The following is a 19,318-nucleotide window of genomic DNA, read 5'->3' on the forward strand; positions in this document are numbered from 1 at the left end:
AGGAGAATGGCTAGTCAATCCCGGATAGAAAATTCTTCCGTCAATAAAATATGAGGTTAAAAATAATTAAGATAAGAGAGTGATTTATAACACGTTTGCGAGTGTGTGTTCCGAGACTTGCCATGCGTAACGCCTTTCGGACTGCAGAAAGTTAAAGAGGGGGCTGAGCGGGGGGAATGAAGGGAGATGGGAGTTTCTGAACTTGTTGTTTCTGTGTTGTATCCGGCCCGTTTTATTACTAGGATTGTGATTGTTTTCCGATTTTTGTTCCGACTGTGACCATTTGAACAGGTGTCGACGTTGGGAACAGAACAAACACAACGTTTGAAAGGTAGGCTCATGGCGTCTACAAAGCAGACATCTGAGTTCATTTTGGACAAGGTTGGTGGCGTGGATAACGTGGCATCGCTCACGCACTGCGCTACGCGTCTTCGCTTCCAGCTTCATGATCAGTCCAAGGCAGACCAAACGGCTCTGGACTCTAATAGTGATGTTCTTGGTGTTGTCCCTCAGGGATCCACTGGACTTCAGGTAGTAATGGGCGGCGGTGTTGCTAACTACTACCAAGACATCGTTCGTTTGCCAGGTATGGCCTCTAAGGCTGCCGGTGATTCTGATGGTGGAAATGCTTCTACCAAGAAGCAATACGGTGGAGTGCGCGGCAAGTACTCATGGGTGGACTATTCCTTTGAGTTCCTCTCGGATACTTTCCGTCCCATTTTGTGGGCTCTGCTGGGTGCTTCACTGATTATCACCATGCTGGTGCTTGCCGATACCTTCGGGTGGCAAGATTTCCGTGCTCCCATTGATGAGCAACCCGCTGGTTATCAGCTGCTCCATGCAATGTGGCGCTCTGTCTTCTACTTCCTGCCTGTGATGATTGGCGCAACTGCGGCAAAGAAGCTTGGAGCTAACGAGTGGGTTGGTGCCGCTATTCCCGCGGCTATGCTTACTCCCGAGTTCTTGGCGATGGGCAAGGCTGGCGACACCGTTGAAATCTTTGGCATGCCGCTGGTGTTGGACGATTACTCCGGTCAGGTCTTCCCACCGTTGCTCGCTGCTATCGGTCTGTTCTTTGTGGAAAAGGGCTTGAAGAAGCTCATCCCGAGCGCTGTTCAGATGGTGTTCGTGCCGTTCTTCTCCCTGTTGATTATGATCTCTGCTACCGCGTTCCTGCTCGGTCCTTTCGGTATCGGAATCGGTAACCTCATCTCCAACTTCCTCTACGCGGTTAATGACTTCTCGCCATTCGTGCTAGCAATCATCATTCCGCTGCTGTACCCATTCCTGGTTCCGCTGGGTCTGCACTGGCCGCTTAACGCAATCATGGTCTCCAACCTTGCAACTCTGGGCTATGACTTCATCCAAGGTCCCATGGGTACATGGAACTTTGCTTGCTTCGGTCTTGTTGCTGGCGTTCTGGTTCTCTCCATCAAGGAACGCAACGTACAGATGCGCCAGGTCTCGCTGGGTGGCGTGATGGCCGGTCTCTTGGGGGGTATCACTGAGCCTTCGCTTTACGGTGTGGTTCTGCGCTTTAAGAAGTGCTACCCACGCTTGCTCGCCGGTTGTTTTGTCGGTGGCGTTGTTGCCGGCATCTTTGACATCAAGGCTTCTGCCTTTGTCTTCACCTCGCTGCTCACGATCCCTGCGATGGATCCCATTGGTGGCTACGCTATCGCCATCGCTGCAGCCTTCTTCACCTCGTTCTTCCTGGTTATCTTCTTCGATTACCGCGGTAAGGAAGAAAAGGCTGAAATTCTTGCAAACCTTGCTGCTAATCGTGCCGCTGAGAACAACGAGGTCACACCTGCGCCTGTGCCTGCTGCAGCTCCTGTTGCTGGTGGCGCAGCCGTTGCGACGGCAGTGGCAACCAAGACGGCTCTGGAAGCCGGCGCTGTTACTTTGCTGAGCAGCCCACTTGAAGGTGAAGCTGTTGCATTGTTTGAGGTTCCGGACCCAATTTTCTCTGCAGAAAAGCTGGGTAAAGGTATTGCTATCGTTCCTTCTGGTGCGGATGTTGTTGCGCCTGAAGATGCGACGGTCCTGACTGTTCAAAAGTCCGGACATGCTGTCGGACTGCGCCTAGACAACGGTGTAGAGCTCTTGATCCACGTTGGTATTGATACCGTTCAGCTGGGTGGAGAAGGCTTCACCGTGCACGTGGAAAAGAAGCAGCATGTGTCCAAGGGGCAGAAGCTTATCAGCTTTGATAAGGACTTCATCACGTCCAAGGGCTACAACATGATCACCCCGGTCCTGGTAACAAACACCGTTAAGTTTGATGAGGTTAACAGTGCTCCAGCATCACACGTTGACTTTGACACCACGGTCATTACCACAAAGGCTTAATTAGACGGTTCCTTGTGAGCAAGGAAGTCTCGCCGCCCCTTTACACAACGTGAAGGGGCGGTTTTCTTATGTAGTACAAGGCGGCGGCGCTAGGCTTAATCCATGATCATTGTTGGATTAACTGGAGGAATCGGGAGCGGTAAGTCTACGGTGTCCAAGGCACTGGCATGCAAGGGCGCATGCATTATCGACGCCGATCAGATTGCCCGCGAGGCTGTGGAACCGGGATCTTCGGTCCTCTTGGACTTGGCGCAAGCCTTCGGGGATGACGTGGTAGTGGATGGCGTTCTTGACCGTTCCTTGCTTGCCAGTCGAGCATTTGTTGACAAGGAACACACGCAGCTGCTGAATGGGATTACGCATCCTGAAATCCGCCGCCGGATTGGGGAGCGCCTTGTTCAGGCCCGGGAAGAGGGGAATCGTGTTGCGGTGCTCGATCATCCGCTTTTGCTTGAGCAGGGCCTTGCCGCGGAGGTGGATTTGGTTGTAGTCGTTGATGTCCCGGCTGAGATTCGGGTTCAGCGGCTGGTTGCTTTCCGGGGTCTCCAAGAGCAAGACGCGCGGAATCGAATCGCGCGTCAGATAAATGACGCTGTTCGGCTGGAAAAAGCTGACATCGTCATTGATAATTCCCGGACCCTTTCAGAGCTCGAACCCCACATAGAGGAACTATGGGAGCATTTATTGCAGGTGGCGCGCTCGCGGGAAAACATGTGATACCAGCGTGTCCATTCTCACTATGTTTTACTCGTGTTCTTCGGGTGCCCTATTCCTGGAATAGTAACAGAAAAAGTAGGAGGATAGTTTGTAGATGAAGTCATCCAAAAGGATGACTTGTTGTTGTGTTGCTGAAGGGATCCATCTATGGCCGCGTCTCCAATGAAATCGCTGTCCACCTCACATTCTTCGCCGTTGCCGGGGAACCCTGATGCTTTTAAAGTAGTACGACGCGTGCGTGGCGATATAAGCCATAAACCTTTCATCGCGATTTGGGAGGTTACGCGAGCCTGTGGCCTTGTGTGCAAGCATTGTCGCGCGGATGCTCAGCATAACCCTCACCCCGGACAACTCACCACGGAGCAAGGTTTTGCACTGCTTCGGGACTTGGCTTCCTATGACAGACCACGCCCGTTAGTGGTTCTTACGGGCGGCGATCCCTTTGAACGGGAAGACCTAGAAGAACTCGTGGAATACGGGACACAACAGGGCCTTTCAATGTCGTTGTCGCCATCGGTTACTCCCCGTTTGACTGCAGAACGCATTCACCGTCTTCATGATCTCGGCGGCAAAGCAATGTCGATGTCATTGGATGGGGCCACAGCTCAGACGCATGACGCCTTCCGTGGCTTTAGTGGAACTTTTGACGCAACCGTCTCGATGGCGCAGACAATTCTTGATGCGGGTTTCCGGCTGCAAATCAATTCGACCCTGACCAAAAATAATATTCGAGAGGCACCTTTGCTCCTGAAAACCGTGATGGAGATGGGGGCGAAGATGTGGTACGTCTTCTTTCTGGTGCCAACGGGGCGCGGAGCAGCGTTGAATGCTCTGAGTCCGCAGGAACGAGAAGACGCTCTTTATTGGCTTGCCGACGTCGCCAATAGGATCGCCATCAAAACCACCGAAGCCCCGCAATATCGTCGCGTGGTCATTCAGCATAAACTGCGCATGTCTGGCGAGCTGCCGCCGTATAAAGGGGGAGAACTTTACGACTATCTCACAGCAGAGACTACAAGGCTTCTGGGTGCAATTCCTGAACATCCTAGGACTCCTAGGCCTCCCATGGCGGTGAACTCGGGTTCCGGATTTGTTTTTATTGATCACGTGGGGGATGTATATCCGAGCGGTTTCCTGCCGTTGCACTGCGGCAATGTGAAGGAAACCTCAATCAAGGATATTTATGCGCATTCGCCGGCCTTTAAGGCGCTTCGTGATCCCAATCATTGGCACGGAAAATGTTCGGTGTGTGAGTATCACGATCTTTGTGGTGGCTCACGATCAACAGCATATGCACTCACCGGAGACCTGAGAGCGTCCGATCCCACGTGTGCCTATATGCCGCAAGCGTGGACGGAAGCCGGACACACATCTGTGGAATTTTAGAATATAGCGGCGTTGGTGCAGTGCTACCGCGTAGACTCGTCGCTATGGCTTTTGCTGCAGAACATCCTGAATTATCCGTATCAGATTTTCGTCCGGTTGGGGACATTGAGCGTGCACGTGGGACGTTTAATGTTGTATCGGACTATAAGCCGGCGGGCGATCAGCCTGCCGCAATTAAAGAACTCGATGCGCGGCTTACTCGCGGTGAGCGCGACGTCGTATTGCTGGGTGCAACGGGTACGGGTAAATCTGCGACTGCGGCATGGTTGATTGAGCAGCAACAACGGCCAACGCTGGTTATGGCACCTAATAAGACCTTGGCAGCGCAGTTGGCCAATGAGCTGCGGCAGCTTCTCCCCAATAATGCAGTGGAATATTTTGTATCTTACTATGATTATTACCAGCCAGAGGCATATATTGCGCAGACCGATACGTACATTGAAAAGGATTCATCGATTAACGATGACGTGGAGCGGCTGCGCCACCGCGCAACGAGTTCGCTTTTGTCCCGCAGAGATGTTGTTGTGGTCTCCTCGGTTTCCTGCATTTACGGCCTGGGAACTCCGCAGTCATACCTCGATAGATCGGTCATGCTTAAGGTGGGGGAGGAAGTCGAACGCGATCGATTCCTGCGGCTCCTTGTTGACATCCAGTATGACCGAAACGATATTGGGTTTACCCGAGGGGCATTCCGGGTTAAGGGGGACACCGTAGACATCATCCCTGCTTATGAAGAAGTCGCGGTTCGCGTGGAGTTTTTTGGGGATGAGATTGATGCTTTGTACTACATTCATCCGCTGACTGGTGACGTGATTAGACGAGTGGAAGAAGTTCGCATCTTTCCCGCAACGCACTATGTCGCAGGCCCGGAGCGCATGGCCAAAGCTATCGAGGGGATTAAAGAAGAACTGGCGGATCGTCTTACGGACTTGGAAAACCGGGGGAAGCTCCTGGAAGCACAGCGACTCCGGATGCGTACCGAGTATGACCTTGAGATGATTGAGCAGGTTGGTTTCTGCTCGGGCATTGAGAATTATTCGAGACATCTTGATGATCGAGAAACCGGCTCTGCGCCTGCAACATTGCTTGATTACTTCCCAGAAGACTTTCTCACCATCATTGATGAGTCGCACGTAACTGTTCCTCAGATCGGCGGCATGTTTGAAGGCGATATGTCGAGGAAGCGTAACCTCGTTGAGTTTGGCTTCCGGCTTCCCTCTGCTTTGGATAACCGGCCTTTGCGCTGGGAAGAATTTGAACAGCGAGTCGGGCAAACCGTGTATATGTCCGCCACCCCAGGGGACTACGAGCTTGCTGCTGCTGGGGGAGAATACGTTGAACAGGTCATTCGTCCCACCGGCTTGCTTGACCCACAGGTGGACGTTCGCCCCACGAAGGGGCAGATCGATGATCTGATTCATGAAATCAGGCAAAGAACGCAGAAAGAGGAACGCGTCTTGGTTACCACGCTGACCAAGAAAATGGCGGAAGACCTCACTGATTACCTGTTGGAAAACAATGTTCGGGTGAGGTATCTCCATTCCGATATCGATACCTTGCAGCGGGTAGAGCTTTTGCGGCAGCTCAGGCTGGGTGAATATGACGTTTTGGTGGGTATTAACCTCCTCAGGGAGGGGCTTGATTTGCCGGAGGTTTCGCTTGTGGCGATCCTCGATGCGGACAAAGAAGGCTTCTTAAGGTCTACCAAGTCTCTCATCCAGACAATCGGACGTGCTGCCAGAAATGTGTCCGGATCAGTCATTATGTATGCAGATAAAATCACTGACTCGATGCAGTATGCGATTGATGAGACCGAGCGGCGCCGCGAGAAGCAGATCGCTTACAACACAGAACACAGCATTGATCCGCAGCCGTTGCGAAAGAAAATCGCGGATATTTTGGACCAGGTTCAAGAGGCGCGAGGGGAAGCAGCTCCCCAGGAGGCTGCTGCTGACGCAGCTCTTGCGGAGAAGCGGGATCTTTCTACTATGCCCGCAGACAAAGTGGAGGCGCTCATATCTGAACTTACCGCACAAATGGGGGAGGCTGCTAGGGGCCTGAAGTTCGAGCTTGCGGGTAGGTTGAGAGATGAGATCGTTGACTTGAAGAAAGAACTTCGGGGCATGAGAGAATTGGGCCTTTAGTTTTTCTTAGTCTATTTTCTTCTTTGTTTCTGCCTGTAGACTGTGTTTTATGCCGTGTTTCACCTTAAGGCTGAGGGTGAAAGGTGTCGGTGAGTGACTTCGCTGAACTGGCTTTATGAGGAAATCTTAAAAGGTATTTTTGCCCCCAAATCGGTAGTGGGGCATGGTACATATTTCCGCTACTCGTGACCCCGGTCATTGTTTTTGGCTTCTGGCTGTAAAAGCACACCGCCATGCCGCTTAGCTGACTAGTACCTGTTGTTAAACTCGGTTTCCGTTGGCTCGCCTGGCTGACTCCCCACATAGCATGGTCGTCCCGGGTGTGCCCTGCGCCGTAATTTTCGAGATGAACTATTGGAAGGTTCTCATGAGCGATTACTCAACTATCGTCGTCGGTACTGATGGATCCAAGTCTTCGATGCTTGCTGTCGAGCGCGCCGCCAAGATTGCTGCGGCGCTAGACAGCACCCTCGTTATTGGTCGTGCATATTACGAGAGTAAGGAAGAAGCCTCCAAGACGCTTCGCCAAGACTCCGTGGCCGTCCTTGGCACCGATCCTGCTCAGAAGAACCTTGATGCTGCAGCTGAGCACGCGAGGAGCTTTGGTGTTGTGAAAGTGGAGACGAAAGTTCGCCCCGGCACCCCCGTAGAAGCTCTTATGGATATCGTTCGAGAGAGCAATGCTGAACTATTGGTTGTGGGCAACCGTGGTATTAACTCATTGACAGGTCGCCTTTTGGGATCTGTGCCTGCCGACGTAGCCCGGCAATCAGATTGCGACGTGATGATCGTTCACACAGTGAACTAAGCAAACCGCATCTTCATTGAAACACAATAAAAGCCCAGCGCCTTGTGACAACAGCACTGGGCTTTCGCCGTTTTAAATAGGAAGTTCCCCGATAACGGTCAAGGACTGCGTTGCGCGGGTAAGCGCAACAAACAAGTCTTGCCATCCTTGTGGAGATGCTTCAATAATGTGGTGCGGATCCTCGACAATCACATGGTCAAATTCGAGGCCTTTAATGTCGCTTACTCCCAGCACTCCCTCGCGGGTAGCGTCATCTGCTGCAATGATTGCGGTGAGTCGGTCTGGATCGGGCTCTCGCAAGGAGCGCGCAATGGCGATCGAATCGCTTCCTAGGGGAAGAAATTGAACGGGGTTTCCTGATTCCCTAAGCGCAGTGCTCGGCTCAGATTCAGGGGAATAACAGGCGAGAACTCGGTTAGCCACGTCCATGATTTCTCGGGGAGTGCGATAGTTAACGGTGAGATGATGCGTGCGAAAACGATGTTTCACAAAAGGGTTCAGGGTGTCTGCCCAAGAATCAACGCCGGCAGGAGAACCCGTTTGCGAGGTATCTCCCACGAGTGTCATCCATCTCGATGGACTTCGTCTCATAACCATGCGCCATTCCATGGGGGTGAGCTCTTGGGCCTCGTCTATGATCACATGACCATAAGTCCACAGATGATCTTCTTGAGCTCGCTGTGCTGTGGTACGCACATCGCGGACTTCCTGTCGCTTTGCAAGAGTCTCTGCGTCGATGATGTCGTGGGCAGAAAGGATTTCGGCATCGGATTCGTCGTCCAAGTCGGTGTTTGATGAGCCCGTCAAAATTTCCAAAGCATCCTGAGCCTCTTCAATCTGCGCGCGCCATTGGGCGGCTTCTTCCGCGCGCTGAGTTTCTGGATCGGGGATGCCTAGGAGAACGGCGAGTTCGTCGAGAAGCGCGGCGTCTGAAGAAGCCCAGGGGCTACCTGCAGGACGCAGAAGCGCTGCTTGCGTTTCCTCGTCGTAGTCGAAAGCCGACTGAGCAATAACCGTGGGATCTTCGAGTAGCGCGGTGAGTACCTGCTCTGGTTCAAGCGCAGGCCAATAGGTACGCACGAGCTTTTCGACGCTCGGGTCATCGAGGAGATCGTCGTGAAGCTGCGCGCGATCTGCTGCGGAGAGAAGGTTCACGCCGCCGAGGGGATCCGCGCCTATTTTCTGCGCAAGAACTGCGGTGAGTTGTTCTACGAGCGCTTCTTTGAACAGCGGTTGTGCCTCATTGTGGGGTCGGCGTGTTCTTCTGGCACGAGTGCGTGCTGCCTTGATAATGCTAGGGGAGACAGTAAGCGCAATGTTGCCATCTATGATGATCTCTTGGGGATCCTGAGGAACTGTCTGATAATTTTTCACAGTCCTGCTCAAAATGGTGACCATTTCTTCGCTACCCTTGATTTCCCGAGTCAAGATCGGCTCAGAGGCATGACCAGAAACTGTTGGGTAGAGATCCCCAACAGTAGAAAGCACGACTCCAGTTTCTCCCAACTCAGGGAGCACGCGAGAAATATAGTCCAAAAAAGTACGATTGGGCCCGATGATAAGTACGCCAGATTTAGCCAGGTGGTCTCGCCAGGTGTACAGGAGGTAGGCAATCCGGTGAAGCGCTACGGCAGTCTTTCCAGTGCCGGGACCACCTTCCACGACCATCACTCCGCGTGTCTCGTCGCGGATGATCTGGTCCTGCTCACGTTGAATCGTCTCCACGATGGAGGTCATGTGTCCAGTACGGGCCTCATGCATAGCTCGATAGAGTGCAGACTCGCTGACAACGTTGCTGGCTGCGGTCGCTTCTGCAACTTGATTGCCAGAGAGAAGCTCGTCATCGACACCTGTAACCGTGCGTCCACGAGTTCGGATGTGTCTTCTTGCACAGACATTCTCAGGGTTGGCGGTTGTCGCTAGATAAAAAGGCCTCGCCAACGGGGCACGCCAGTCAAGCAACAGCGTCCGATAATCATCGTCCCTGTCGTCTAATCCCATCCTGCCGATATAGCGGCGATCGACATGGGGCTGCCCAGGCACCGGATTATCGATGACATCAGTTGACTCGGAATAGACATCGATACGGCCAAAGACCAAACCCAGTTGGGCGATGTTAAGGCGGTCAATTTTTTGGTTAAGGGAGTGATACTCGGTTTCCCGGCGCACCAAGGCTTCCGCATCCGGGTTAGAAGGATCGACGTGGAGCATGACCTCGCGGAGTCGTTCATTTGCGCGTAAGACCTCGGCGTCAAGTTTGCCAAAAAGCTTATCGACGTACCCCTGCTCGGCGATGACCGCATCAGGTTGACTATTCTCTGCCCCCTGTTGAGACTTCAATACACAGCCTTTCCCATTACGTGCATAAAACTCGACAATATGTTTTCATCTGATGTGCTCTACAAACAGAACATGATCCGTTGAGAGTCTGAAGAGTTATCCAGCATAGCGTTAAAACAAAAAGAGCGTGCAGTGAGTCCTCGGGTAAATAAAATGCCGGGTCGGGACACCCGATCCGGCATTATCTCAAAACAAAGCAGAGGTAGTTAGAAGGCTCCGTCGAAACGTTTCATGGCTTTATTCAAAGCCTTTTCTGCCTGGTTTTGCAAACGAGAGGCTTTTTTACTGGCCTTTTTAGCGGAACGTCCAGTTGACTTCTCAGCTTGAGCGTAGGCCTCCGCAGCTCGTTCCTGAGCCTTAGCGGCAACTTTTACTGCCTTTTTCTTAGCGATTTTTGCGTTGCTTTGAGCCGTTGTGAGCCAGTCATCCTTGTTGTCTTCTACGTAGCCCTGAGCAGCTTGTGCATACTCGGTTACCTTATCGGTGGCATCGCCGATCCAGTCTTTAGCAGTGGAGGCAAAGGCTGATGCTGTTTCTTGTGCCTGCTCAGCGAGTTTATCTGTTTCAGATTTCGTTGGAAGAGCCTGCTGAATTTGGGTGCTGGCTTTTTGCGCTGCTTTATCGGCACGCCACTTTAAACTTGGCTTTCCTGCTGTATCGACACTGGTGATAGTCAGCCCGCCGAGCAGCGCGACGCTGGTAAGGAAACCTTGTTTACGGGCTGTCTTCTCCTCACGATCCTGAGTTTCCCAGAAAGCGTGACGGGCAAGGATCGTAGGAACGCTCAGCGCGGCAAGCGTCGTTGCGGCAAGACGTGGGGACTTGCCAAGCGCAAGCAGGGTGCCTGCACCAATCTTCGCACCGCCTACTGCCTGCGTGATGAGCTTAGGATCATCCGGTATCTGACGGTAGTATTTCCGCGGAAGAACTGTACGGAGGTGACCGAGAACGGTCTGAGTCCCTTCCACATGTGCTTGGCTATTGAGAACGGTGTCCGCGCCGTCGGCAATATAAACGGAAGCGAGCATCGGTCGGGCGATCTTGCGGATCATGGGCAAAGTCTCCTTCGTAATTTATTCGACGCGCAGCCGTTGGGGGATCTTGGCGATAAAGCAATGAAGCAATCACCAGAAAAGGTAGCGAGCCGAGTTTGCGCATGCAGTAGCAACAGCGTGCGCGTTATCCAACGCCTACTTAAGCCATGGTACATATCAATACGTTGTGTTGGTGGAATTTTCCTCCCTTATTGTTAATGCATGAAGTACGTGCGTGGGGTCTTGTTGTGGTGATGAGCGCTGCTGACCTACCAGCCGCGGGCCCGCCATTCGTCGAGGTGAGGGCGCTCTGCACCTAATGTGGTGGGCTTTCCGTGGCCAGGATGGACAACTGTAGTATCCGGGTACTTTTGGAAAAGTTTGGTCGATACATCATCTAAAAGCTTTATAAAATCCTGGCTGTTCTCTGTTTTTCCTACCCCTCCTGGGAAAAGTGAATCGCCAACAAAGAGATGCGTGGTTTCTCCGATAAGGACTGCAATCGCAGCACCACCTGCAGTATGTCCATGCAGGATATGAACCGGAAAATCGTGGCCGGCAAAAGAAAGGACATCTGAGTCTGTGAGCAGGACATCTATGGGGGCATTAATATTCGCGGCATCGGGTTGAGGCGCAAAGTGCTTGGCACCTGTGTGCTCAAGAATGTGGGGGAGCGCCCGCAGATGGTCCCAGTGACTGTGTGTGCTCAGAACTGCGGTGATGGAGACATCGTTTTCAGCAGCTAGATCTAATAGGGCTTGTGGGTTATCGGCGGCGTCGATAAGCAATGCCTCTTTCCCCACACAAAGGAGATAACAGTTGTTATCCATTTCTGACACGGAAATCTGCGCAAGTGTTATGTCTCGGTTGTTCATACAATCTACGATAGCGAAGAACCTAAAAAGCGTCCATATGTTCGAATGTGGTGTAGTCTGATGGAAAGCCTATGGTCTGTGGATACCTAAGCTCGTGTGCGAGATTGGGAATACAACTTTGTATGGGCCAGTTGTGTAAAAGAGGTTGAAAGTACCATGCGTCTCTTGTGGAGTTAGCGGTTACCTGCGTATAAGCAGGAGATTGATAAAAATCATGGGCCTGCGGATATAGCGTTGTATTACAACGGGTATTAATGGCTCGGCAATGGTGAGGAATGGAATAGAGTGGCAGATCGTCTTGTAGTGCGTGGCGCACGGGAGCACAACCTAAAAGGCGTGGATATTGATATTCCGCGTGACTCTATGGTGGTGTTCACGGGCCTATCGGGATCGGGAAAGTCATCCTTAGCTTTTGACACGATTTTTGCCGAAGGACAGCGACGCTATGTTGAGTCTCTGTCTTCATACGCTCGGATGTTCTTGGGTCAGATGGACAAGCCGGATGTTGATTTCATTGATGGACTTTCTCCCGCAGTATCCATTGATCAGAAGTCCACTAACCGCAACCCGCGGTCCACGGTTGGCACGATCACAGAGATCTACGATTATCTCCGACTCCTGTTTGCGCGAGCGGGCACCGCACATTGTCCGGTCTGCGATGCTGTGATCGAGCGTCAGACTCCGCAGCAGATCGTTGACCAAGTATTAGCCATGGAAGAGGGCCTGAAATTCCAAGTGCTGGCTCCCGTTGTGCGTACCCGTAAAGGGGAATTTGTCGATCTTTTCGCAGATTTAGCTTCCCAGGGATTCTCACGAGTGCAGGTCGATGGGGAAGTGTATTCCTTAACGGAACCTCCCACGCTGAAGAAGAAGATCAAGCATGATATTGACGTGGTAGTAGATAGGCTTCAGGTGAAGCCATCGCAGCGCCAGCGTTTAACAGACTCGGTAGAGACGGCACTGGGGCTAGCCGACGGGGTTGTCGCTTTGGACTTTGTATCCCTCGACGCCTCCGACCCGAATCGAGTTCGGCGTTTTTCGGAGAAAATGGCGTGTCCCAATGGTCACGTGTTGAGCGTCGATGAACTTGAACCGCGTTCTTTCTCTTTCAATTCCCCTTATGGGGCGTGCCCTGATTGTGATGGTTTGGGAACCCGCAGGGTTGTAGACATCGATCTTCTGATTCCAGACAAAGACGCTCCGGTGATGCAATGCGTTCAACCTTGGAATTCAAGCCCAAATCATAAGTATTTTCAAAAGCTTATTGAAGGACTGGCAACAGCCCTGGGATTTGATCCCGAAACTCCGTTTAGCGAGTTAACTAAAGCCCAACAAAATGCACTCATTAACGGTAGTTCCGATGAAGTGACCGTGCGCTATAAAAACCGTTATGGTCGGGTGCGCAAATGGACAGCGCCTTTTGAAGGCGTTCTGGGCTATATCGACAGAAAATTAGAGCAAACTGGCTCAGAATCGCAGAAGGATCGGTTGCTCCAATACACCCGTGAGGATGCATGTAAAACATGTGGTGGTGCTCGCTTGCGTCCGGAGATTTTGGCTGTGCGCATCAGCTCTACGTCTCATGGCGAGCTTTCTATCGCAGGATTGAGCGAGCTCTCTGTTAATGATGCTGCAGAATTTTTAGAGTCCTTGGTACTGGGCAAGCGTGAGGAGATCATCGCTGGTGCTGTGCTGAAGGAGATCAACGCTAGGTTAAAGTTCCTGCTAGACGTTGGTCTGAATTACCTCACTTTGAATCGGAGTGCAGGCACATTATCTGGAGGTGAGGCCCAGCGTATTCGTTTGGCCACCCAGATCGGTTCTGGTTTGGCCGGAGTCCTCTATGTCCTTGACGAGCCCTCAATTGGGTTGCATCAACGGGATAACCAGCGCTTGATCGCCACGCTTGAGCGCCTTCGAGATATCGGAAATACACTCATCGTTGTAGAACATGATGAGGACACTATTCGTGCAGCAGATTGGCTTATCGACGTAGGCCCAAAGGCTGGCGAGTACGGCGGCCAAATTGTTTATCAAGGAAAGCCCCAGGGAATCATCAAGTGCGAGGAATCTATCACTGGTGCTTATCTTTCTGGTCGAAAAGTTCTTGGGGTACCAGATGATCGCCGAGATATTGACCCGGGCCGCAAGCTCAAAGTTGTGGGGGCACGAGAAAACAACCTCAAGGATATTGATGTCGAAATACCGTTGGGAGTGTTGGCCTGCATTACTGGTGTATCAGGCTCGGGCAAATCGACTCTTATTAATCAGATTCTTGCGAAAGTACTGGGCAATGAGCTGAATAGGGCTCGGAATGTTCCTGGACGTGCGAAGCGCGTTGAAGGAATTGAAAACTTAGACAAATTAGTTCAGGTTGATCAATCGCCTATTGGGCGCACGCCTCGTTCTAATCCTGCGACGTATACAGGAGTCTTTGACAAGATCAGAACGTTATTTGCCGAGACCTCAGAGGCGAAGGTGCGGGGCTATAAAGCTGGCCGCTTCTCCTTTAACGTCAAAGGAGGCCGGTGTGAAGCGTGCCAGGGAGATGGGACGCTGAAGATCGAAATGAACTTCTTACCTGATGTCTATGTCCCGTGTGAGGTCTGTCAAGGAGCTCGCTACAATCGCGAGACTTTGGAAGTTAAGTACAAAGGCAAAAACATTGCCGAGGTTCTTGACATGCCGATTAGTGAGGCTGCTGAGTTCTTTGAGCCGATCACCTCAATTCATCGATACCTTAAAACTTTAACGGAAGTGGGACTGGGTTACGTTAGGTTAGGGCAATCGGCGACAACCCTTTCTGGTGGTGAAGTACAGCGTGTAAAGCTTGCCTCTGAGCTGCAAAAGCGCTCTAACGGAAGAACCATTTATATCTTGGATGAACCGACAACAGGGCTTCATTTTGAAGACATCAGGAAGCTTATGTTGGTGATTCAGGGATTGGTGGATAAGGGAAATTCGGTCATTGTGATCGAGCATAACTTGGATGTAATAAAGGCAGCTGACTGGATTATTGACATGGGACCAGAAGGTGGATCCGGCGGAGGGACTGTAGTGGCAGAAGGTACACCGGAAACCGTTGCGACTGTCCCTGGTTCCTACACTGGAGCTTTTTTAAAGGAAGTTTTAGGAAAGCAACCGGCCTAGTAAAGCCGTCGATTTGTGCAGATATTACTAGTGCTGATATGGTTGGCTCTACTACCGCCTGGGTGGATAAACGTCTTGCTTGTTTTCAAGTTGAGTAGTTTTGTTTATTCAGGTCGCAAGTGGAGATCATCCCACCTGAAGCCGCAAATGTACGTTTGCAGGACAAAGGTAAAAGGGTACATGTGTGACTTCAAAGTCACACATGTATGGATCTCCCGTTCATTGTTAAAGATGGACGGGATTTTTCTATGTCTTTATGTATTTAGGTGAAATCTACGGGCGATGGGCGCGGTACATCACATTAATTGCTACTTGAGGAGTCCCCATCAGCGCTGAAGCTCGCATCAATGAGCGCATCCGAGTTTCCGAGGTCCGTCTTGTCGGTCCTAACGGAGAACAGGTGGGCATCGTGCGTATCGACGACGCCCGCAAGCTCGCTTACGAAGCAGACCTTGATCTTGTCGAGGTTGCTCCTAACGCTAAACCGCCCGTTTGCAAGATTATGGACTATGGAAAGTTCAAATACGAGCAGGCACAAAAGGCGCGTGAAGCTCGGAAGAACCAGCAGCAGACTGTGGTCAAGGAGCAGAAGTTCCGTCCCAAGATCGACGATCACGATTATGAGACAAAAAAGAACAATGTGATCCGGTTCCTTGAAAAGGGTTCCAAGGTGAAGGTCACCATTATGTTCCGTGGTCGCGAGCAGTCTCGTCCGGAACTGGGTTTCCGTTTGCTGGAGCGTCTTGCGGATGATGTCGCAGATTTCGGCATTGTGGAGACAAAGCCTAAGCAAGATGGTCGTAATATGACGATGGTTTTCGGGCCGGTCCGCAAGGGCAAGAAGTAATACTTTAAAGACACTAAAAGGACGTAAATTCCATGAAGCAGAAGACCCACAAGGGCACCGCTAAGCGCGTCAAGGTCACCGGCTCCGGCAAGCTGCGTCGTGAGCGCGCCAACCGTCGCCACCTTCTCGAGGGCAAGCCCTCCACTCGCACTCGTCGCTTGAAGGGTACTGAGGACGTCTCCAAGGCTGACACCAAGCGCGTCAAGCGCCTCTTGGGTATGGCGTAATAGCGCCTTCCAATCATCCTCATTTCTCTTTAAGAACCTAAAACGATTAAGGAAGTTTTCACTGTGGCACGTGTCAAGCGCTCACTGAATGCTAAGAAGAAGCGTCGCGAGATTCTCAAGGCCGCCAAGGGCTACCGCGGCCAGCGTTCCCGCCTGTACCGTAAGGCAAAGGAGCAGTGGCTCCACTCTATGACCTACGCTTACCGCGATCGTCGCGCGCGTAAGTCTGAGTTCCGTAAGCTGTGGATCACCCGTATCAACGCTGCGGCTCGTATGAACGACATCACCTACAACCGTCTCATCCAGGGTCTCCGCCTTGCTGAGATCGAGGTTGACCGCAAGGGTCTCGCTGACCTTGCTGTAAATGATTTCGCTGCATTCTCCGCAATCTGCGAAGCTGCTAAGGCTGCTCTTCCTGAGGGCGTTAACGCTCCTAAGGCTGCCTAATTTAGCTTGAAAATTAAACAAGACATCCGCCTCGTCACTCTTGTACGAGGCGGATGTCTTGTTTATGGAGATGCGGGCATCGGGCAGGCGTCGTTAAGCTTCATGCTTATGAAAAAGCTCCTCTTCCGTTCACGCTAAGGCGGAAGAGGAGCTTTAGAAAACAAATGGGTTAAGCGCGCTTGGTGCGCATAACTCCGAATCCTAGAATGGCGAGGATAACGCCAAGAATTGCCATTCCAATGCCTGCCCACATGGCGATCGATCCAACAAGCCACCATCCATAAGCGCTCAGGAGGATGCCGCGGAGGGTGTCGCCTTGGAAAAGGGAGTCGCGTATTTTTTGCAGCTTAGCTATTTCCTCTTCGGATGCGCCCTTCTTCTTAGCCTCGTTGATTACAGTTCCCATCTCCTGGAATGTTTTTCCATCGGCGGAAGCCAGCATATGCTGCCAGATGTAATTATCTGCGTAAGCCTTAGCCTGTGGGCCGGTGGTGAGGTCTTGACCGATCCACTTTGTCAGAATTTCTTTAGATTCTTGGTCCTTGAGTTTGTCGATGCCTTCTTGCGTTGGCATCGTGATTTTTTCTTGGACTAGTTGCTCGCGCACAAAACCATGTGCGTATGTGCCGCCAAAGATAACAGCAGCGCCGACGACAATGAGAACGATAGAAAAAACGCGGCTTAGTGCGCCGTAGATAACTTTGTTACTCATGGTGTTTGAGAGAAACCTTCCTAAAGTTGCTGTGGTGGATGACTGAAATTGGTGACGCACCACATATTTTGCAACCTTAAAATTAACATTGAAATTCTTGTGTATTGGATTTTGTTTGATGTGATACACAACTCACTTTTTGCGGATTTTAACGGAAGGAGGGGGACACCGGGAAGCAACGAGCATTGCTGATATGGTTTTCCCCATGGAACTGGATTTTGATCAGCCTTTTAGCGAGAGAACCCCCCGCGTAGTCAACGCCGCAAAGCTTCTACGCACCGCAGGAAGAAAGAAGGCGGATCGGTTCCTGGCTGAAGGTGAAAATAGCGTCGAAGCGGCGGTAAGCACCGGTGCGGCCACTGACGTGTTTGTTACGGAAACTGCGGCACAAAGATTTGCCGATGTGATAACTGCTGCCAAACACATGGGCGTGTATGTTCATCCGATCACTGACCGTGCAGCAAAAAGCTTGTCGGATACGGTAAACAACACTGGAATTTTTGCGGTATGCCGACCTGTCTTGTGGGATATTAAGTCTGCGTTGAAAGGCCAGCCTCGTTTAGTATGCGTCCCCGTAGGAACAGCAGAGCCAGGTAACGCCGGAACTCTGATCCGTGTCGCAGATGCGATGGGCGCTGACTGCATTATCTTTGCTGGAGAGACTGTGGATCCGCAGGGGCCGAAAGCGGTGCGATCGAGTGCGGGTTCTCTTTTTCATATACCGGTAGTGCGCGAACCCAATATTCAGAGAGTTTGGGATTCTCTCAAAGCGCGTGGTTTGACGATTCTTGCGACCACCGCACAAGGGGAAGTAAACCTGGATAATCCGGGGGAGGTCCTTTCCGGCCCGACTGCTTGGCTTATGGGCAATGAGGCGCACGGCCTGGACTCAGAGCTGATGGAGAAAGCAGACTACCGCGTGAGCATCCCGATCCGTGGTAGGGCTGAATCCCTGAATCTTGCCACTGCTGCGTCAATTTGCCTTTATGAATCCTCAAAAGCGCTTTTAGCGGACTAGAGAATCTGCTGTAGGCAAGCTGTATATAGCTGTTGGAAGCATCGGGTAAAGGGCACGATAACGGAATGATGCTTGCGCCTCATTTGCCCTGACTCATTTTGTCTACCTCAGTGTGGGTATGATGTGAGGGTTACTCGAATGACTATGGATCCAACAGAGGAGCACTGAGTGTCTGATCAACCGGATAATTCGTCGGTGGACTTAACCGAAGAAAGCTTGAATGCCGCTGTGGAGGCAGCTATTGAGGCTTTTACCACTGCTCAGACCTTGGAAGACTTGGCTGAGGCGCGTCGAGCACACCTGGGTGATTCCGCGCCGATTCCACAAGCACGTCGCGCTTTGGGGTCGATTGCAAAAGAAAAACGAAAAGAAGCGGGCCGTCTCGTTAATATGGCCCGGGGGCGCGTCGAAAAGCATTTTGCTGAGGCCAAGGTCGTTCTGGAAGAAAAACGTAATGCAGAAGTACTGAAAGCTGAGCGTGTCGACGTCACAGTGCCTACCACTCGTCGACAGCTCGGTGCTTTGCATCCGATCACAGAACTCAGTGAAACCATCGCTGACATTTTTGTGGGAATGGGCTATGAAGTTGCAGAAGGTCCAGAAGTAGAAGCAGAGTACTTTAACTTTGACTCCCTGAACTTCATCCCCGACCATCCGGCTCGTACGCTGCAGGATACTTTCCACGTAGGTGAGCCGGGCTCCAGCCAAGTACTGCGCACGCACACCTCGCCAGTGCAGATGCGAACGATGCTTTCCCGCGATGTTCCGGTGTATGTTGTCTGCCCAGGCAGGGTGTTCCGTACTGATGAACTCGATGCTACCCATACGCCGGTGTTCCATCAGATCGAAGGACTAGCGGTAGATAAAGGCCTGACGATGGCTCATCTCAAAGGCACCTTGGATCATTTGGCTAAAACCCTCTTTGGTCCAGAGACGAAAACACGCATGCGGACTAATTACTTCCCGTTCACTGAGCCTTCCGCAGAGATCGATGTGTGGTTCCCTAATAAAAAGGGTGGCGCTGGATGGATCGAATGGGGAGGCTGCGGCATGGTCAACCCGAACGTCCTCAAGGCTGCGGGAATTGACCCGGAAATCTACAACGGTTTTGCATTTGGCATGGGACTTGAAAGAACGCTTCAGTTTAGGAATGGATTGAGCGACATGCGCGACATGGTGGAAGGCGATGTGCGCTTCACTCTTCCTTTTGGTGTCCAAGCATAGAACCCGCACACCGAGAATCTTTCAAGACAAAACAGGA

15 protein-coding genes are annotated in these 19,318 nt (G+C 51.8%); 11 read left to right on the forward strand and 4 right to left on the reverse strand.

Translation table 11 applies throughout. The features are described from left to right. Window positions 1-339 precede the first annotated feature (339 nt). From ET810_RS11710 to ET810_RS11730, 5 genes are all read left to right on the forward strand, one after another. Window positions 340-2,352 (forward strand): glucose PTS transporter subunit IIA, encoded by a 2,013-nt coding sequence (locus ET810_RS11710; protein ID WP_134316279.1) that lies wholly within the window; start codon window positions 340-342, stop codon window positions 2,350-2,352. Window positions 2,353-2,454: 102 nt separating this feature from the next. Then, window positions 2,455-3,069 carry a dephospho-CoA kinase gene (coaE, locus tag ET810_RS11715; RefSeq protein WP_087453875.1) on the forward strand — a complete coding sequence of 205 codons (615 nt, stop codon included), beginning with the start codon at window positions 2,455-2,457 and terminating at the stop codon, window positions 3,067-3,069. 147 nt (window positions 3,070-3,216) lie between these two features. Beyond that, window positions 3,217-4,455 carry a TIGR04053 family radical SAM/SPASM domain-containing protein gene (locus ET810_RS11720; protein ID WP_087453876.1) on the forward strand — a complete coding sequence of 413 codons (1,239 nt, stop codon included), beginning with the start codon at window positions 3,217-3,219 and terminating at the stop codon, window positions 4,453-4,455. Between the two features lie 44 nt (window positions 4,456-4,499). Further along, window positions 4,500-6,599 (forward strand): excinuclease ABC subunit UvrB, encoded by a 2,100-nt coding sequence (gene uvrB / locus ET810_RS11725; RefSeq protein WP_134316278.1) that lies wholly within the window; start codon window positions 4,500-4,502, stop codon window positions 6,597-6,599. Between the two features lie 367 nt (window positions 6,600-6,966). Next, window positions 6,967-7,407, forward strand: coding sequence for a universal stress protein (locus ET810_RS11730; protein WP_087453878.1), 441 nt, complete (start codon window positions 6,967-6,969; stop codon window positions 7,405-7,407). 72 nt (window positions 7,408-7,479) lie between these two features. Here the strand turns inward: ET810_RS11730 and ET810_RS11735 are convergent, their stop codons facing one another. From ET810_RS11735 to ET810_RS11745, 3 genes are all read right to left on the reverse strand, one after another. Continuing rightward, window positions 7,480-9,747 carry a HelD family protein gene (locus ET810_RS11735; RefSeq protein ID WP_134316276.1) on the reverse strand — a complete coding sequence of 756 codons (2,268 nt, stop codon included), beginning with the start codon at window positions 9,745-9,747 and terminating at the stop codon, window positions 7,480-7,482. Between the two features lie 206 nt (window positions 9,748-9,953). Then, the gene (locus ET810_RS11740; RefSeq protein ID WP_087453880.1) at window positions 9,954-10,799 is read right to left on the reverse strand and encodes a DoxX family protein; all 846 of its coding nucleotides are present in this window, start codon (window positions 10,797-10,799) and stop codon (window positions 9,954-9,956) included. 251 nt (window positions 10,800-11,050) lie between these two features. Continuing rightward, the gene (locus ET810_RS11745) at window positions 11,051-11,656 is read right to left on the reverse strand and encodes an MBL fold metallo-hydrolase (protein WP_087453881.1); all 606 of its coding nucleotides are present in this window, start codon (window positions 11,654-11,656) and stop codon (window positions 11,051-11,053) included. Between the two features lie 285 nt (window positions 11,657-11,941). Here ET810_RS11745 and uvrA point away from each other — a divergent pair, with 285 nt between their 5' ends. The 4 genes from uvrA to rplT all read left to right on the forward strand — a co-directional run bounded on the left by uvrA (window position 11,942) and on the right by rplT (window position 16,327). After that, window positions 11,942-14,806 carry an excinuclease ABC subunit UvrA gene (uvrA, locus tag ET810_RS11750; protein WP_087453882.1) on the forward strand — a complete coding sequence of 955 codons (2,865 nt, stop codon included), beginning with the start codon at window positions 11,942-11,944 and terminating at the stop codon, window positions 14,804-14,806. A 325-nt stretch (window positions 14,807-15,131) separates the two neighbouring features. After that, the gene (infC, locus tag ET810_RS11755) at window positions 15,132-15,653 is read left to right on the forward strand and encodes a translation initiation factor IF-3 (protein ID WP_087453883.1); all 522 of its coding nucleotides are present in this window, start codon (window positions 15,132-15,134) and stop codon (window positions 15,651-15,653) included. Window positions 15,654-15,685: 32 nt separating this feature from the next. Further along, complete coding sequence (gene rpmI, locus ET810_RS11760) at window positions 15,686-15,880, forward strand: 50S ribosomal protein L35 (protein ID WP_013241801.1); 195 nt, start codon at window positions 15,686-15,688, stop codon at window positions 15,878-15,880. A gap of 63 nt (window positions 15,881-15,943) precedes the next feature. Continuing rightward, the gene (rplT, locus tag ET810_RS11765; RefSeq protein ID WP_087453884.1) at window positions 15,944-16,327 is read left to right on the forward strand and encodes a 50S ribosomal protein L20; all 384 of its coding nucleotides are present in this window, start codon (window positions 15,944-15,946) and stop codon (window positions 16,325-16,327) included. A 169-nt stretch (window positions 16,328-16,496) separates the two neighbouring features. On the opposite strand, the gene ET810_RS11770 is transcribed toward rplT, so the two are convergent. Continuing rightward, window positions 16,497-17,039, reverse strand: a complete 543-nt coding sequence (locus ET810_RS11770; RefSeq protein WP_087453885.1) for a hypothetical protein — start codon at window positions 17,037-17,039, stop codon at window positions 16,497-16,499. Window positions 17,040-17,244: 205 nt separating this feature from the next. Between ET810_RS11770 and ET810_RS11775 the strand changes: the two genes are divergently transcribed. Both ET810_RS11775 and pheS read left to right on the forward strand, forming a co-directional pair. Beyond that, window positions 17,245-18,057 carry a TrmH family RNA methyltransferase gene (locus ET810_RS11775; protein WP_087454876.1) on the forward strand — a complete coding sequence of 271 codons (813 nt, stop codon included), beginning with the start codon at window positions 17,245-17,247 and terminating at the stop codon, window positions 18,055-18,057. Window positions 18,058-18,225: 168 nt separating this feature from the next. Continuing rightward, window positions 18,226-19,281, forward strand: coding sequence for a phenylalanine--tRNA ligase subunit alpha (gene pheS, locus ET810_RS11780; RefSeq protein WP_087453886.1), 1,056 nt, complete (start codon window positions 18,226-18,228; stop codon window positions 19,279-19,281). Window positions 19,282-19,318: the final 37 nt, after the last annotated feature.

Source organism: Corynebacterium silvaticum (assembly GCF_004382825.2).
Classification (GTDB): Bacteria; Actinomycetota; Actinomycetes; order Mycobacteriales; family Mycobacteriaceae; genus Corynebacterium; species Corynebacterium silvaticum.

Coding starts and splice junctions, on each gene's coding strand:
- ET810_RS11710 (WP_134316279.1), top strand. CDS start 340: ATGGCGTCTACAAAGCAGACATCTGAGTTCATTTTGGACAAGGTTGGT.
- ET810_RS11740 (WP_087453880.1), bottom strand. CDS start 10,799: ATGATCCGCAAGATCGCCCGACCGATGCTCGCTTCCGTTTATATTGCC.
- ET810_RS11745 (WP_087453881.1), bottom strand. CDS start 11,656: ATGAACAACCGAGACATAACACTTGCGCAGATTTCCGTGTCAGAAATG.
- uvrB (WP_134316278.1), top strand. CDS start 4,500: ATGGCTTTTGCTGCAGAACATCCTGAATTATCCGTATCAGATTTTCGT.
- ET810_RS11720 (WP_087453876.1), top strand. CDS start 3,217: ATGGCCGCGTCTCCAATGAAATCGCTGTCCACCTCACATTCTTCGCCG.
- coaE (WP_087453875.1), top strand. CDS start 2,455: ATGATCATTGTTGGATTAACTGGAGGAATCGGGAGCGGTAAGTCTACG.
- ET810_RS11775 (WP_087454876.1), top strand. CDS start 17,245: ATGGAACTGGATTTTGATCAGCCTTTTAGCGAGAGAACCCCCCGCGTA.
- ET810_RS11770 (WP_087453885.1), bottom strand. CDS start 17,039: ATGAGTAACAAAGTTATCTACGGCGCACTAAGCCGCGTTTTTTCTATC.
- ET810_RS11730 (WP_087453878.1), top strand. CDS start 6,967: ATGAGCGATTACTCAACTATCGTCGTCGGTACTGATGGATCCAAGTCT.
- rpmI (WP_013241801.1), top strand. CDS start 15,686: ATGAAGCAGAAGACCCACAAGGGCACCGCTAAGCGCGTCAAGGTCACC.